This window comes from Variovorax davisae (genome assembly GCF_030316845.1).
GTDB classification, from domain to species: domain Bacteria; phylum Pseudomonadota; class Gammaproteobacteria; order Burkholderiales; family Burkholderiaceae_C; genus Variovorax; species Variovorax davisae.
In genome coordinates, this window is the sequence record NZ_JASZYS010000018.1 from 32772 (window position 1) to 47420 (window position 14649).

Sequence of the window (14649 nt, forward strand, 5' to 3'; positions counted from 1 at the left end):
CGCCGACGATTCCGCGCGATGGCCTACGCGGTTTCGGGCGGACCCGCCCACGCGGCGCCGTGCTGCACTTCCTTACGATGAAGCGCCCACGGTCGGCATCAAACCTGCTTTACCAGCTTTTCCCCATCCAAAGGTCCGCGCACCATGCTCATCAGAATCGGTTTCGACATCGAGCTCGGGGTCACGGCGCCGACCGCACTCATCTACATGCTGCAGCTGCATCCTTCGCGCGCCGCCGACCTGCAAGGCAGCGAGCAGCTCACCATCAGCCCGCCGCTGCGCACCGACCACTACACGGACAGCTTCAACAACCACTGCGCCCGCGTCGCGGTGCCCGCGGGCGTGAGCCGCGTGCGGCTGCGCAACGACGCGGTGGTGTTCGACACCGGCTGGCCGGACCCGGTGTGCCTCGGCGCGATCGAACATGCGCCGGCCGACCTGCCGCTCGAGACGCTGCAATTCCTGCTGCCGAGCCGCTATTGCGAAGTCGACAGCGAGCTGCTGCAGTTCGCCTGGGCCCAGTTCGGCGGCGTGCCGCAGGGCTGGCAGCGGGTGCAGGCGATCTGCAACTTCGTGCACGGGCACCTGCGCTTCGACTACCAATGCGCGCGCGCCACGCGCACCGCGCTGGAGGGCTACCGGGAGCGGGTCGGCGTCTGCCGCGACTTCACGCACCTGGCGATCACGCTGTGCCGCTGCATGAACATCCCGGCGCGCTACGTCACGGGCTACCTGGGCGACATCGGCATTCCCCCGGTGCCCTATCCGATGGACTTCAGCGCCTGGTTCGAGGTCTACCTGGGCGACCGCTGGCACACCTTCGACGCCCGGCACAACACGCCGCGCATCGGCCGCGTGGTGATCGCACGCGGACGCGATGCGGCCGACGTGCCGATCACGATGGTGTTCGGCGTCAACACGCTGCAGCGCTTCGAGGTCACGACCAACGAGGTGCTTGCCTAGCGGGAATCACCCGTTCTGCTGCCCAAGGCTAAGATCCGGCGAACCCCACTGCACAGACGAGGTGCCGGATGTTGCGAACCGTGCTGGCTTCGAGCCGCTACATCATGATCGTTCCGGTGATCGGCACCTTCCTGGGGTCGATGGCGCTGATCCTGTACGAGGCGCTGGCGCTGTACGCGAGCTTCGTCGACACGATCCGCGGCGGCACCGTGTCGGCCAAGGCGGTCAAGATCTTCGCGGTCGGCATCGTGGAAGCGGTCGACGTCTTCCTGATCGCCATCGCGGTCTACATCATCAGCATCGGCCTCTATTCGCTGTTCATCGACGACAAGCTGCCGCTGCCCAAGTGGCTCGAGGTCCACAACCTCGAGGACCTCAAGGGCAACCTGGTCAGCGTGGTCATCGCGGTGCTGGCCGTGCTGTTCCTGCGCGAGGTCGTGGCCTGGGACGGCACCAGCGCCATCGCCGCATTCGGCGCCGGCATGGCGCTGATGATCGCCGCCCTGACCTTCTTCCTGATCAAGAACAACGCCCGCCGATGACGGCAGGGCCGCCCCGCGCGCGTTGCCCGCGGGCAGCGACGGCGAGCGCCGCGCGGTCGACCTCGCCCGCCGGCACTTCGATCGTCACCTCGACCGGGCCCGGCGCCGCGAAGGCCTCGACCCCGGCCTCGATCCGGCCGAGGACGTGGAACCCGCCGCTGATCGCCTGTCCGTCCTGGCGATAGAGAACCGCCAGGTCGGGGCCGGGCGCCCAGCAGATCATGTCGCCGACCTCGTAGGCCTGGGTCCGCGTCCCGGTGCCCGAGATGGGCGCGGGCAGCGGGCCGAACTTCTCGCGCCTGAACAGGTCGTGCATCGTGAGCGTCAACGGCAGCATGGCGACGAACTCCTGCGCCGTCCGGTTGTCCGCCAGCGTGGCCGGGATCACCTGGCCGTTGAGTTTCAAATGGATCTTCATGACTGGCCTCCCCGGCCCAGCTGGAGCTCGCGCAGGCGCTTGACGTCGCGCGCAGGCGGCGAGCCGAAGAAGCGGCTGTATTCGCGATTGAACTGCGACTGGCTTTCGTAGCCGACCCGATGCCCCGCCGTGGCGGCGTCGACGTTCTCGCTGATCATGATGCGGCGCGACTCCTGCAGCCGCAGCTGCTTCTGGAACTGCAGCGGACTCATCGCCGTGACCGCCTTGAAGTGCTGGTGCAGCGAGGACACGCTCATGTGGACCTCGTCCGCCAGGTCCTCGACCCGCAGCGCCTGCTGGAAGCGCTGCGACAGCAGGCTGATGGCCTGGGCGATGCGCTGGCTGTGGCTGTCGACCAGCGCCATCTGGGCCAGCCGCCAGCCGTCGGGCGCCTTCAGCAGCCGGTACAGGATCTCGCGCGTGATCAGCGGCGCCAGCGCCGGCAGGTCCTCGGGCGTGTCCAGCAGCCGGGTCAGCCGCAGCAGCGGGTCCAGCAGGGTGGTCGACAGGTCGCCGGTGAAGATGCCGCGCGGCGAGCGCCGGCTCGGCAGCGCCGTGTCGAGCTGCAGGTCGAGGCCAAGCGCCGCGATGTCCTTGACGTCGAAACTCAGGCGCAGGCCCAGGTACGGCGCCTCGGGCGAGGCGTCGACCACCTGGCCCGACACCGGCAGGTTCTGCGCCACGACCAGGTACTGGCTGCTGTCGTAGATGTAGACGTCCTCGCCGAGCAGGACCCGCTTGCTGCCCTGGGCCAGCACGCAGAACGCCGGCTCGTGGATCGCGTGCACCGGGTGCTGCATCTGCGAAGCCCGGGCCAGGACGAGGCGCGGTATCGCCGTCTGGTGGGCGCCGTCGACGACGGTCATGCGGTCGATCAGCGCGGCGAGTTCGGCCCGCATCACGGTGGTCTGCAGTTGCTCGACGGGGCGGTCGCTCTGCAGGGGGCGAGGGGTGGAAGTGAACATGGAGCGAAGCTTAGGCATCTCGCGCCCGCTTGTCTCGGCCCGGGCGCGTCCGCCGGAGCATCGTGCAAACATCCTCCAGAATCCTGCAAGCGCAAGGCCCGCGGCGACCCGGCAGCCCTGGGGCGACAATCGGCCCGTCGTCCGAATTCACCGCCAAGATGCCCCCACCGTACCTGTTCCTCTGCCTCGCGGATCCGCCCTCGCCGGACGGCCCTGCGCGCAGGCTCAATGCCGCGGGCCGATGGGCCGTGCAGGGCAGTGCGCGGTCTCCGCTGCTGGCGTGGCCCGCGACCGCGGCGCCTGCCGCGCAGGCGGCGGCCGAACGCGCGTCCGCGGCGCGCGGCTGCGTCGTCGCCGTGCGCGCGCCAGCGGATGCCGATGGGGTCGAAGAGCGCGAGATCCAGCGGTTCGGCGAGGCCTTCGAAGCGGCGCTGCTGGGGCCGACCGCCCACAGCGCGGCCAAGGCCCGCCGCCTGCGCACGGAGGCCGAGAAGCTCGATGCCTTCTGCCTGATCGTGCGTGCCGCCTCGGCCGCGCCGGACCAGCAGGCCTTCGCCCAGGTCGGACGGGCGGCCGCGAAGGCGCTGCGCGCCAAGTTCGGCGGCGGCTCGATCACCTCCGCCTTCGCCTGGCTGGCCGGGCCGGCGGGGCAGGAGGCGCTCGAGAGCCTCCTCACCGGCGAGATCGAACCCACGGGCGCGCTGTCGATCGCGCAGATCGCCGAGGCGGCGCGGCTCGCGCGGGAGGCGGAGCAGCTGCGCGAGCCGCGCTGATCAGGCCAGCGGGTCGAAGCCGGGCGCCTGGCTCATCTCGGACGCCTTGTAGATCTTGTGCTGCGCCGCCGGACCGCCGGCGTCCGTGACCACCAGCAGGCGCCAGAGCGGATCGCGCACGGAGGCCGTGCGCTCTTCGCCCGTGAGCTGGAACCCGGGCCGGCCCGAGGCGGTGCCCTTCACCGCCACCTTCAGCAAGGTCACGCCTTTGGCGTTCGACACCTCCAGGTCGAAGCCGAGCTGCTGGGCGCGCACATCTTCCGCCTTGTAGCCGTAGCCACCGAAGTGGCGCGTCACGTAGTCCAGCGCGGCCGCCTGGAGCTCTTCCGGCGAAGTGACCTGCGCCGCCGCAGGGGCCGCCTCGGCCGGGGCCGGAACACCCCCGCGCGCCTTGGCCGCCTGCACCTCCGCCTCGGAGGGCAGCCAGCCGCGCGGGCCGCGCACCAGCACCGCCAGCAGCTGGTCGGGCTCCCAGGAGGCGACGTGCCATTCGTCGTCGTCGCGCACCCGGGTCGACACCTTGGCGCTCTTGTTGGTCTCCAGTTCGGCGATCGGGACCCGGTTGGTCTGCACCACCGCCCGGAAGCCCTGGCCGGCGTCGAGGGTTCGCTTGAGCAAGGCCAGCCGGTCCTTGGCGCGCTGGACCTGGTTGGCCGTGCGCGCCCCGCCGCTCGCGCGGTGCTGGGTGTCCAGCGACTCGAGGTAGAACCAGCGCCCACCGGCGCCGACGCTGACGTATTCGGCCCAGATGGTGGCGATGACGTTGTCGCCGGTCGCCATCCAGGCGTACTCGTAAGGCTTGTCGCGGGCATCGAACACGCCCATCTTGGCGACGATCTCGACCGGGGTGAGCCGTGGTCCTGACAGTCGCTTCTCGTCGATGACTGCGAGTACCTGGGGGTCGACTTCCTTGTCCATTCAGTAGGCTTGTGGCGAGTTGGGGGCTTGGCAGTATGCCGCATCCCCATCGGCCGCCGCCCGGATCGTCAGCGCACCGTCGACATCACGGTGGCGCGGCAGCGGGGCTGCTCGGACGGCTGCAGCAGGCGGCAGTTGTCCAGGGCGCGCTGCTGCATGTCGCTCAGCCGGGGCTGGTTGCGCCGCGGCGGCGGCGGCTGGTTCCAGTGATGCTGCGGCGGACGGTGCCAGTTCTGCTGGTGCGGCGGCCGGTGCCAGTTCTGGTTGTGGTTCCAGCGCTGGCCGGGGCCGCGCTGCCAACCCCGCTCCCACATGCAGCGCTCGAAGTTCACGCCCCGCCGGTCGCAGGCCCGGAGGTCGCGGTCGAACTGCGGGCTGTTGTGCCACTGGGCCGCGGCAGGCCCCGCGGTCAGGAACCCGGCCAGGGCCAGGAGCAGCGTCGGGATCACCTTGTTCATGCGACGGAATATTGCATCCTCGCGCTGATTGCGCAAGGCGAACGAAGCGCTTGCCTCAGGCCGGCGCATAGCCCAGCTTCTTCATCGCCGGACCCAGCGCCTTGCGGCTCTTCTCCATGCCGTCCCAGGGACCGTTGCCCACCGCCAGCCGTTCGGCGATGTTGCGCACCGTCCATTGCGACGCGCTGCCCAGGTCGGGCAGCTCGTCCCACGCCAGCGGCACCGACACGCCCAGCCCCGGGCGCGAGCGCGCCGACCAGGCACTGGCGGTGGTCGCGCCGAAGCCGTTGCGCAGGTAGTCGACGAAGATCTTGCCGACGCGGTTGCGCGGCCCGCTCTTGGCGACGAAGCGCTCCGGGATGGTGGTCGCCAGGTGCTGCACGGCGGCCTGCGAAAAGCCCTTGACCGCATCCCAGCCGTGCTGGCGCTTGAACGGAACCAGCACGTGCAGCCCCTTGCCGCCGCTGGTCTTGAGGAAGGCCGGCAGGCCGAGTTCGGCCAGCAGCGTCTGCACCAGCAGCGCCGCCTCCTGCATCCGCGCCCACGGCACGCCCTCGCCCGGATCGAGGTCGAAGGTCATGCGGTCGGGCGTGTCGATCGCCTTCGAGGTCGCGTTCCAGGTGTGGAACTCGATCACGTTCATCTGGGCCGCCGACAGCAGCCCGCGCGCGCTGTCGATCTGCAGCAGCGGATCGTGGTCGCGGTCGAGCGAAGGGTCGAGCAGCTTCACGCCCGGCATCTCGCTGTGCTGCGCATGCTTCTGGAAGAACAGCTCGCCGCCGATGCCCTCGGGCGCCCGCACCAGCGACACCGGCCGCCCCTTCAGGTGCGGCAGCATGAGTTCGGCCACCTGGTCGTAGTAGGCCACCAGCTCGCCCTTGGTGGTGCCGCTCTGGGTGTCGATCACGCGCTCGGCGTGGGTGATGCGCATCGCCATGGATTTCTTCGCTCCTCGTGCGTGGCCGTCGGCACGCGCGGGCGCGGCCTCGGGCGGCTCGGCGCGTTCGCGCCGGATCTGGGCCGCCGGCTTGTCGCTGCGCAGCCCCTGGAACACCGGGTGGCGGATGCGGCCCTCGCGAGTCCACTCGCCGAAGGACACCTCGCACACCAGCACCGGCTTCACCCACTGCGCCTTGACCCCGGCCGGCTTCTCGCCGAACGGGCATCGGTCGCTGGCCTGCCTGTCGAGCCGGGCCTTGATGTCGGCCAGCCGGCTCTGGTCGAAGCCGGTGCCGACGTTGCCGCAGTAGACCAGCGTGCCGGCCTCGTCGTGCACGCCCAGCAGCAGCGCGCCGAAGCCCGAGCGCGAACCCTTCGGCGCGGTGCAGCCGCCGATCACGAACTCCTGGCGGCGCAGGTTCTTGAGCTTGATCCAGTCGGGTGAACGGCGCGAGACATAGGCCGATCCCTTGCGCTTGCCGACGATGCCCTCGAAGCCCAGCTTCGCCGATGACGCCAGCAGGTCGCGCGGCGCTGCGTCGAACACCTCGCTGAGCCGCAGCTGTGCCGGCGGCCGGCGGCCGAGCAGTCGGGCCAGCCGGTCCCGCCGGGCTTCGAACGGCAGGGCGCGCAGGTCCAGGCCGTCGAGGAAGGGGGCGTCGAACAGCCAGTAGACGATGTCCGAGGTGGCGCCGCTGTCGAAGGCTTTCTGCAGCGCCTGGAAGTCGGGCGCACCGTGCGCGCCGGCGACCACGATCTCGCCGTCGAGCCAGGCCGAGGTGGTCTTCAGCCTGGCGAGCGACGTGACGAGCGCCGGCAGCTTCGCACTCCAGTCGTGGCCGTTGCGCGTGATGCACTGCACCTTGTCGCCGTCGATGCGGGCCAGCAGGCGATAGCCGTCGAACTTGAGCTCGTAGAGCCAGTCGCCGGGCGTGGCGGGCGGCGCCGAGGCGAGGGTTGCCAGCTGCGGGGCCAGTGCCGCGGGCAGGGTCGCCTTGCGGCCTTCGCCCTTGGCCGCGCTCTTCTTGGCGGCGCTCTTCTTCGCGGCGTCTTTCTTCGCGGCCGGCGCCTCGCCCCGCACCGGGTCGTCCACGCCGCGGCCGCTCAGCACGCTGTCGGGCTCGGCCTCGACCACGTCGTAGTCGGCCAGCGGGCGCGCCTCGGCATCGCGCTCCTTGATGAGCAGCCAGGGCGCCTGCTTCTCGCCCTTGGCGCGCATGCGCACCAGGGTCCAGTGGCCGCGCAGCTTGTCGCCGCGCAGTTCGAACTTGAGCTTGCCTTCGGCCAGCGCCTCGCGCGCATCGCCCTCGGCCGACCACGCACCGCGGTCCCAGACGATCACGGTGCCGGCGCCGTACTGCTTCGGCGGGATCGTGCCTTCGAAGTTCGCGTAGGAGATCGGGTGGTCTTCGACCTGCACCGCCATGCGCTTGACCGTCGGATCGAGACAAGGCCCCTTGGGCACCGCCCAGCTCTTCAGCGTGCCGTCGAGTTCGAGCCGGAAGTCGTAGTGCAGATGGCTCGCATGGTGCTTCTGCACGACGAAGGAAAGCACGCCTTGCGCCGACTTTCCGCCGGCACGAGGTTCGGTCGTCTTCTTGAAATCGCGCTTGCCGTGGTACGGCGCCAGGGCTTCGCGGGTGCGGGAGGCTGCGGGCATGGGGGATCTCCAGGCTGGCACGTTAGTGCGCGCCGGAGCACCCGCCTGTAGGAACGCGCCCCGAGGGGCGCCCGAACTCAGGCTTTTTTCGCCACCAGCGTCAGGATGTCGTAGCTCGCGACCAGGTCGCCGTCCTGGTTGGTCACTTCGACGTCCCAGGCCACCACGCCCTGGCCGACGCCGTTGGCGTCCTTCTTGTTGCGGTCGATCTTGCGCTTGCAGGTCAGGCGGGCGCGGATGGTGTCGCCGATGCCCACCGGCTTGACGAAGCGCAGCGTGTCGAGGCCGTAGTTCGCCAGCACCGGGCCGGGGGCCGGCGAGACGAACAGCCCGGCCGCCGCCGACAGCACGAAGTAGCCGTGCGCGATGCGCTTGCCGAACGGGCTTTCCTTGGCCGCGATCTCGTCGAAGTGCATGTAGAAGTAGTCGCCCGAGATGCCGCCGAAGGCCACGATGTCGGCCTCGCCGACGGTGCGCCGGTGCGTCAGCAGGGAGTCGCCGATGGCCAGGTCCTCGAAGTGCTTGCGGAACGGGTGCAGCTCGGATTCGTTGAGCTTCGCGCCGCGCATGTACTCGCCGGTCACGGCCGCGATCATGCTTGGCGAGCCCTGCAGCGCCGCGCGCTGCAGGTAGTGCTTGACGGCGCGCAGGCCGCCGAGCTCCTCGCCGCCGCCGGCGCGCCCCGGGCCGCCATGCTTGAGGAAGGGCAGTGGCGAGCCATGGCCGGTCGATTCGGCCGCGGCCTCGCGGTCCAGCACCAGCATCCGGCCGTGGTGGGCGGCGGCGATCGGGATCGCGCGCGCCGCGGTGGCCGGGTCCTTGGTGACCAGCGTGCCGACCAGGCTGCCGCGGCCGCGCGCGGCCAGCGCCAGCGCTTCGTCCAGGCCGTCGTAGGCCATCAGCGTGCTGACCGGGCCGAAGGCCTCGATGTCGTGCACCGCATCGTTGCCCAGCGGATCGCGCGCCAGCAGCAGCGTGGGCGAGAAGAACGCGCCTTCGGCCACGCCCTCGCCTTGCGGCGCGAAGCCGTCGCGCGCGCCAAAGACCAACTCGGCATCCTTCATCAGCATCTGAACGCGCTCGGCGACGTCGGCCTGCTGCGCATGCGAGGCCAGCGCCCCCATGCGCACGTCCTCGCGCGCCGGGTCGCCGACCACGGTCTTGGCCAGCCGCGCGCGCAGCTTCTCGGCCACCGCGTCGATGTGCTGGCGCGGCACGATGGCGCGGCGGATCGCGGTGCATTTCTGGCCCGACTTGACCGTCATCTCGCGCGCCACTTCCTTGACGAAGAGGTCGAACTCCTCGTCTTCGGGCATCACGTCCGGAGCCAGGATCGCGCAGTTCAGCGAATCGGCCTCGGCGTTGAACGGGATCGACTGGCGCACGATGTTCGGATGCACGCGCAGCTTGGCCGCGGTGTCGGCCGAGCCGGTGAAGGTCACGACGTCCATGCCGTCGAGCCGGTCGAGCAGGTCGCCGGTGCTGCCGATCACCAGCTGCAGGCTGCCTTCGGGCAACAGGCCCGAGCGGTGCATCAGGCGCACCAGCGCTTCGGTGAGGTAGCTGGTCGAAGTGGCCGGCTTGCCGATGCAGGGCATGCCCGCGAGGAAGCTCGGTGCCCATTTCTCGAGCAGGCCCCAGACCGGGAAGTTGAAGGCGTTGATGTGGACCGCGACGCCGCGCCGCGGCACCAGGATGTGGGTGCCGGCGAAGCCGCCCTTCTTGCCCAGCGGCATGGCGGGGCCTTCGTGCACCAGGTTGCCCGAGGGCAGCTCGTTGCCGCCGATGCCGGCGTAGGCCGCCAGGGTGCCGGCACCGCCCTCGATGTCGACCCAGCTGTCGGCGCGGGTGGCGCCGGTGTGGGCCGACACCGCGTAGAGCTCTTCCTTGTGCTCGGCCAGGTACTTGGCGAGCGCGCGCAGGCGCTGGGCCCGCTGCTGGAAGTCCATCGCCAGCAGGTTCGCGAGGCCCACCGTGCGCGCATGCTGCAGCGCCTCGCCGAAGTCGATCGCCTCGGCGTGCGTGCTGGCCACCGGCCGGCCGTTGACCGCGCTGCGCAGCACGGTCGCGCCCTCGGTGCCGAACCAGCGTCCGCCGATGAAGCTCTGAAGGATCTGGGACATGGTGTTCTCTCCTGGAAAAGGGTCAGGGGGCGGCGACGGCAGCGCTCTTGTTGCCGAGGCCGAGGTAGGTGTCGATGATTCGCCGGTCGTGGAGCAGGTCCTGCGCCGGTCCGGTCAGCGCCACGGCGCCGGTCTCCAGCACATAGCCACGGTCGGCGACCTGGAGCGCGGCGCGCGCGTTCTGTTCGACCAGCAGCACCGAGACGCCGTGCGCGCGCAAGGACGACACCACGTGCAGCACCTCGCGCACGATCAGCGGCGCCAGGCCCAGCGAGGGCTCGTCGAGCATCAGCAGGCGCGGCCGCGCCATCAGCGCCCGGCCGATGGCCAGCATCTGGCGCTCGCCGCCCGACAGCGTGCTGGCGAGCTGCGCGCGGCGCTCCTTCAGGCGCGGGAAGATCGCGAACACCTCCGCCATGCGCTCCTTCTGGTCACGCTGGCCGGTGCGCCAGCGGTAGAAGCCGCCGAGCAGCAGGTTGTCCTCGACCGGCATCTCGCCGAACAGCTCGCGCCGCTCGGGCACCAGCGCCACGCCGCGCGCCACCATCGCCTCGACGCTGGGCCGGGCGATGCGTTCGCCCGCCAAGGTCAGGCTGCCAGTGGACGGCAGCAGGCCCATCGCGGCGCACAGCAGCGTGGTCTTGCCGGCGCCGTTGGGGCCGATGACGGTGACGATCTCGCCTTCGTTCACCTGCAGCGCGACCTGGTGCACGGCCTCGACCGCGCCGTAGGCGACGCTGAAGTCCTGGAGTTGGAAAAGAGATGTCATGCCGCTGCCGCGATGGGTTCGTCGTCGCTGCCGCCCAGGTAGGCGTCCAGCACACGGGGGTTGGATTGCACCTGGGCCGGCGTGCCCTCGGCGATGACGGCGCCGAACTCGAGCACCGTGATGCGGTCGGCCAGGTTCATGACGAACTCCATGTCGTGCTCGACCACCAGGATGCCCAGGCCCTCGGCGCGCAGCTGCGACAGCAGCTCGGCCAGGGCCTGCTTCTCGAGGTGGCGCAGGCCGGCCGCCGGCTCGTCGAGCAGCAGCGCGGCCGGCTGGCCGGCCAGCGCGCGCGCGATCTCGACCACCCGCTGCTGGCCCAGCGCCAGCGAGGCGGCCGGCGCATCGGCATGGGCGCCGAGTCCGCAGCGCTCGATCTGGCGCCGTGCTTCGGCCAGCAGCGCGGCCTCTTCGGCGCGGTCGAGGCGCAGCATCGATGCGATCCAGCCGCGATGCCCGCGCCGGTGGGCGCCGAGCGCGACGTTCTCGAGCACGCTGCGGTTGCCGAGCAGCCGCACGTGCTGGAAGGTCCGGCCCAGGCCACGCGCCGCGAAATCGCGCGAGGGCTTGCCGGTCATGGCGGCGCCGAGCAGGCGCACTTCGCCTTCGGTCGGGTCGTCGACGCCCGAGATCATGTTGAAGAAGGTGCTCTTGCCGGCGCCGTTGGGGCCGATCAGCGCATGCACCTCGCCGGCCTTGAGCGTCATCGCCACCGCGTTGTTGGCCACCAGGCCGCCGAAGCGCTTGGTCACGCGGTCGGCCTCGAGCAGCAGTTCGCCGGCGGCCGGCAATGTGGGGGCGTCGAGCGGCGCCATCGCCTTCGCCGGCTTCACCGGCTCCGCCTTCAGGAAGCGCCCGGCGACGCGCGCCAGCGTGGGCCAGAGCCCCTCGGCGAAGCGCTGCAGCACGAACAGCATCAGGAGGCCGAAGACGATCACCTCGAAGTTGCCGCTGGCGCCCAACAGCTTCGGCAGCAGGTCCTGCAGCTGCTCCTTGACCAGCGTGATCAAGGTCGCGCCCAGCACCGCGCCCCACAGGTGGCCCGAGCCGCCGACCACCGCCATGAACAGGTACTCGATGCCGATGTTGATGTTGAACGGCGTCGGGTTCACGAAGCGCTGCAGGTGCGCGTAGAGCCAGCCCGACAGGGCCGCCAGCAACGCGGCCAGCACGAACACCTTGACCCGGTAGCGCGCCGTGTCGACGCCCATCGACTCGGCCATCACGCGGCCCGATTTGAGCGCCCGCACGGCGCGGCCCTCGCGCGAGTCGAGCAGGTTGTGCAGCGCCCAGAGCGCCAGCAGCAGCACCGCCCAGATCAGCGGCCCGAGCGCCCGCGGCGAGGCCAGCGAGAGGCCGCCGATGGTCAATGCCGGGACGCCCGTGATGCCGGTCTGGCCGCCGAGGAACTCGAGGTTGCCGAACAGGAAGTACAGGCTCAGGCCCCAGGCGATGGTGCACAGCGGCAGGTAGTGGCCCGAGAGCTTGAGCGTGATCGCGCCCAGGCTCCAGGCGACCAGGAAGGTCAGCACCAGGCCGAACAGCAGCCCGACCCACGGCAGCAGTGCCGCGGGCACGAGGCCGGCGAGCGCGGCGGTGGCGGTCGGCGAGGTGCAGACCCAGGCGGTGGCATAGGCGCCGACCGCGACGAAGGCCGCCTGGCCGAAGGAGGTCATGCCGCCGACGCCGGTGAGCATCACCAGGCCGGCCGCGACCAGCGAATAGAGCGCGATGTAGCTGAACATCGTGACCGTGAACTCGGGCAGCCAGGGCCAGCTGAGCGCCAGCGCGGCGATGCACAGGAGGGTGAGGTGGCGGCGGGTCATTCCTCGTCCTCCACGTGACGGCTGCGCAGCGAGCGCCACCAGAGCACAGGAATGATCAACGTGAACACCAGCACTTCCTTGAAGGCGCTGGCCCAGAAAGAGGAGAAGGCTTCGAGCTGGCCGACCAGCAGCGCGCCCAGCAGCGCGATCGGGTAGCTGCCGAGGCCGCCGACGATGGCGGCCACGAAGCCCTTGAGGCCGATCAGGAAGCCGGTGTCGTAGTAGACCGTGGTCAGGGGCGCGATCAGCAGGCCCGATACCGCGCCGATCAGGGCCGAGAGCGCGAAGCTCAGGTCGCCCGAGAGGTCGGTCGGAATGCCCATCAGGCGCGCGCCGACCCGGTTCATCGCGGTGGCGCGCAGCGCCTTGCCGACGATCGAACGTTCGAAGAACAGGAACATCAGCACCACCAGCACGAAGGCGACGCCGACCACCACCAACGACTGGCCGCTGATGGGCACGCCGCCGATGTCGAAGCGCGCTTCAGAGAAGGCCGGCGTGCGTGAACCTTCCGCGCCGAAGAACAGCAAGCCGAGGCCGACCAGCACGCCATGCAGGGCGACCGAGACGATCAGCAGGATCAGCACCGTGGCGTCGGCCAGCGGACGGTAGGCCAGCCGGTACAGCAGCGGCCCCAGCGGCGTGATGAGGAACAGCGTGGTCACCGCCTGCAGCGCCAGCGACGCGGGGCGCAGGCCCAGCACCAGGCCGGCCGCGAGCACCGGAAACAGCACGGTCCAGACCAGCGTCGACTTCCAGTCGACCGTGGCCCCGCGCTTCCAGCGCCAGGCCTCGACCACCAAGGTCATCGCGGCCAGGGCGACCAGCAGCCACAGCGTGGCCGGCACGCGCCCGGCGGTCAGCGCCGCCATCGACAGCGCGCCGAACGCGACCAGTTCGCCCTGCGGGATGAAGATCACCCGCGTGACGGAAAACACCAGCACCAGGGCCAAGGCCATCAGTCCGTAGACCGCGCCGTTGACGATGCCGTCCTGCCCCAGCAACAGGGCAATCTGCAAGTCCATATTGATTCCGGATCGGCCGTGCGGCGGCCTTCATTCATCGGAGGGAGGCAGGAGGCGCCGCGCGGCGCCTCCTTTCAAGCGGCTGCGCTCAGTTCGCGGGGGGAATGTATTTCCAGGCGCCGTTCTCGACCTTCACCATCACGCGGGCGCGCTGGTCGAGGCCCAGGTGGTCGTTCGGCGTCATGTTGAACACGCCATGCGCACCCGGCAGCTCCTTGACCTGCTCGAGCGCATCGCGCAGCGCCGCGCGGAACTCGGGCGTGCCCGGCTGCGCCTTCTTGAGCGCGACCGGGATCGCGGCGGTCATCAGCAGGCCGGTGTCCCAGGCGTGGGCGCCGAAGGTCGAGACCGAGCCCTTGCCGTTGGCGGCTTCGTAGGCGGCGACATAGGCCAGCGCCGATTTCTTGACCGGGTTGCTCGCGGGCAGCTGGTCGGCCACCAGCACCGGGCCGGCCGGCAGCAGCGTGCCTTCGACGTCCTTGCCGCCGACGCGCAGGAAGTCGGCGTTGGCCACGCCGTGGGTCTGGTAGACCTTGCCGCCGTAGCCGCGTTCCTTGAGGCTCTTCTGCGGCAGGGCGGCCGGCGTGCCGGAGCCCGCGACCAGCACCGCATCGGGCTTGGCCGACATCAGCTTGAGCGTCTGGCCGGTGACCGAGGTGTCGGTGCGCGAATAGCGCTCGTTGGCCACGATCTGCAGCTTCTTGAGCTCGGCCGCCTTGGCGAACTCCTGGTACCAGCCTTCGCCGTAGGCGTCGGAGAAGCCGACGAAGCCGACCGTCTTGACGCCGTTGGCAGCCATGTGCTCGGCGATCGCGAGCGACATCATGATGTCGTTCTGCGGCGTCTTGAAGACCCAGCGCTTCTTGGCATCCATCGGCTCGATGATGCGGGCCGAGGCGGCCATCGAGATCACCGGCGTCTGGCTCTCGGCCGCGACGTCGATCATCGCCAGCGAGTTCGGCGTGGTGGTCGAGCCGAGGATGATGTCGACCTTGTTCTCGGAGATCAGCTTGCGCGTGTTGTTGACCGCGGCCGTGGTGTCGCTGGCGTCGTCGAGCACGATGTAGTTGATCTTCTGGCCGCCGATGGTCTTGGGCATCAGCGCGATCGTGTTCTTCTCGGGGATGCCGAGCGAGGCGGCCGGGCCGGTGGCCGACACGGTGACGCCGACGTTGATGTCGGCCTGGGCCAGCGCCGAGGCCAGCAGCATCGCGGCGAGGGCGATCGGTTTCAGTAGTTTCATGCGGGTTGTCTCCGGTTTTTCGAGGGG

At 70.3% G+C, this 14649-nt stretch carries 13 protein-coding genes; 3 read left to right on the forward strand and 10 right to left on the reverse strand.

Annotated elements, in window-relative coordinates; genetic code table 11:
- Positions 1–144: 144 nt before the first annotated feature.
- Positions 145–963 (forward strand): transglutaminase-like domain-containing protein, encoded by an 819-nt coding sequence (locus QTI33_RS30390; protein WP_286510290.1) that lies wholly within the window; start codon positions 145–147, stop codon positions 961–963.
- A 68-nt stretch (positions 964–1031) separates the two neighbouring features.
- Entirely contained in the window at positions 1032–1505 is a 474-nt protein-coding gene (locus QTI33_RS30395; RefSeq protein WP_286510291.1) for a YqhA family protein, read from the forward strand.
- On the opposite strand, the gene QTI33_RS30400 is transcribed toward QTI33_RS30395, so the two are convergent.
- Positions 1483–1923 carry a cyclophilin-like fold protein gene (locus tag QTI33_RS30400; RefSeq protein WP_286510292.1) on the reverse strand — a complete coding sequence of 147 codons (441 nt, stop codon included), beginning with the start codon at positions 1921–1923 and terminating at the stop codon, positions 1483–1485. The genes QTI33_RS30395 and QTI33_RS30400 overlap by 23 nt on opposite strands.
- Entirely contained in the window at positions 1920–2888 is a 969-nt protein-coding gene (locus QTI33_RS30405) for an AraC family transcriptional regulator (RefSeq protein ID WP_286510293.1), read from the reverse strand. The genes QTI33_RS30400 and QTI33_RS30405 overlap by 4 nt, the downstream gene beginning before the upstream one ends.
- 158 nt (positions 2889–3046) lie before the next feature.
- Here QTI33_RS30405 and QTI33_RS30410 point away from each other — a divergent pair, with 158 nt between their 5' ends.
- A complete protein-coding gene (locus QTI33_RS30410) occupies positions 3047–3661 on the forward strand; it encodes a hypothetical protein (RefSeq protein WP_286510294.1) in 615 nt (204 codons plus the stop codon).
- Here QTI33_RS30410 and QTI33_RS30415 read toward each other — a convergent pair whose 3' ends face one another.
- The 8 genes from QTI33_RS30415 to QTI33_RS30450 all read right to left on the reverse strand — a co-directional run bounded on the left by QTI33_RS30415 (position 3662) and on the right by QTI33_RS30450 (position 14622).
- Positions 3662–4579, reverse strand: coding sequence for a hypothetical protein (locus QTI33_RS30415; RefSeq protein ID WP_286510295.1), 918 nt, complete (start codon positions 4577–4579; stop codon positions 3662–3664). It lies immediately after the preceding gene.
- Between the two features lie 68 nt (positions 4580–4647).
- Positions 4648–5037 (reverse strand): hypothetical protein, encoded by a 390-nt coding sequence (locus tag QTI33_RS30420; RefSeq protein ID WP_286510297.1) that lies wholly within the window; start codon positions 5035–5037, stop codon positions 4648–4650.
- 55 nt (positions 5038–5092) lie between these two features.
- The gene (ligD, locus tag QTI33_RS30425) at positions 5093–7636 is read right to left on the reverse strand and encodes a DNA ligase D (RefSeq protein WP_286510298.1); all 2544 of its coding nucleotides are present in this window, start codon (positions 7634–7636) and stop codon (positions 5093–5095) included.
- A gap of 77 nt (positions 7637–7713) precedes the next feature.
- Positions 7714–9759: a phenylacetic acid degradation bifunctional protein PaaZ gene (gene paaZ / locus QTI33_RS30430; RefSeq protein ID WP_286510299.1), complete on the reverse strand. Its 2046-nt coding sequence runs from the start codon at positions 9757–9759 to the stop codon at positions 7714–7716.
- Positions 9760–9781: 22 nt separating this feature from the next.
- Complete coding sequence (locus QTI33_RS30435) at positions 9782–10528, reverse strand: ABC transporter ATP-binding protein (RefSeq protein ID WP_286510300.1); 747 nt, start codon at positions 10526–10528, stop codon at positions 9782–9784.
- Entirely contained in the window at positions 10525–12354 is a 1830-nt protein-coding gene (locus QTI33_RS30440) for a branched-chain amino acid ABC transporter ATP-binding protein/permease (protein WP_286510303.1), read from the reverse strand. The genes QTI33_RS30435 and QTI33_RS30440 overlap by 4 nt, the downstream gene beginning before the upstream one ends.
- A complete protein-coding gene (locus QTI33_RS30445; protein ID WP_286510304.1) occupies positions 12351–13379 on the reverse strand; it encodes a branched-chain amino acid ABC transporter permease in 1029 nt (342 codons plus the stop codon). Before QTI33_RS30445 ends, QTI33_RS30440 begins: the two co-directional genes overlap by 4 nt.
- 88 nt (positions 13380–13467) lie before the next feature.
- Positions 13468–14622, reverse strand: a complete 1155-nt coding sequence (locus tag QTI33_RS30450) for an ABC transporter substrate-binding protein (protein ID WP_286510305.1) — start codon at positions 14620–14622, stop codon at positions 13468–13470.
- Positions 14623–14649 lie beyond the last annotated feature (27 nt).

What these genes read in the sequence shown, in the direction of transcription:
- QTI33_RS30420 (WP_286510297.1), bottom strand. Translation starts at nt 5,037, where the DNA reads ATGAACAAGGTGATCCCGACGCTGCTCCTGGCCCTGGCCGGGTTCCTG.
- QTI33_RS30435 (WP_286510300.1), bottom strand. Translation starts at nt 10,528, where the DNA reads ATGACATCTCTTTTCCAACTCCAGGACTTCAGCGTCGCCTACGGCGCG.
- QTI33_RS30415 (WP_286510295.1), bottom strand. Translation starts at nt 4,579, where the DNA reads ATGGACAAGGAAGTCGACCCCCAGGTACTCGCAGTCATCGACGAGAAG.
- QTI33_RS30440 (WP_286510303.1), bottom strand. Translation starts at nt 12,354, where the DNA reads ATGACCCGCCGCCACCTCACCCTCCTGTGCATCGCCGCGCTGGCGCTC.
- QTI33_RS30405 (WP_286510293.1), bottom strand. Translation starts at nt 2,888, where the DNA reads ATGTTCACTTCCACCCCTCGCCCCCTGCAGAGCGACCGCCCCGTCGAG.
- QTI33_RS30400 (WP_286510292.1), bottom strand. Translation starts at nt 1,923, where the DNA reads ATGAAGATCCATTTGAAACTCAACGGCCAGGTGATCCCGGCCACGCTG.
- ligD (WP_286510298.1), bottom strand. Translation starts at nt 7,636, where the DNA reads ATGCCCGCAGCCTCCCGCACCCGCGAAGCCCTGGCGCCGTACCACGGC.
- QTI33_RS30390 (WP_286510290.1), top strand. Translation starts at nt 145, where the DNA reads ATGCTCATCAGAATCGGTTTCGACATCGAGCTCGGGGTCACGGCGCCG.
- QTI33_RS30445 (WP_286510304.1), bottom strand. Translation starts at nt 13,379, where the DNA reads ATGGACTTGCAGATTGCCCTGTTGCTGGGGCAGGACGGCATCGTCAAC.
- QTI33_RS30395 (WP_286510291.1), top strand. Translation starts at nt 1,032, where the DNA reads ATGTTGCGAACCGTGCTGGCTTCGAGCCGCTACATCATGATCGTTCCG.
- paaZ (WP_286510299.1), bottom strand. Translation starts at nt 9,759, where the DNA reads ATGTCCCAGATCCTTCAGAGCTTCATCGGCGGACGCTGGTTCGGCACC.
- QTI33_RS30410 (WP_286510294.1), top strand. Translation starts at nt 3,047, where the DNA reads ATGCCCCCACCGTACCTGTTCCTCTGCCTCGCGGATCCGCCCTCGCCG.
- QTI33_RS30450 (WP_286510305.1), bottom strand. Translation starts at nt 14,622, where the DNA reads ATGAAACTACTGAAACCGATCGCCCTCGCCGCGATGCTGCTGGCCTCG.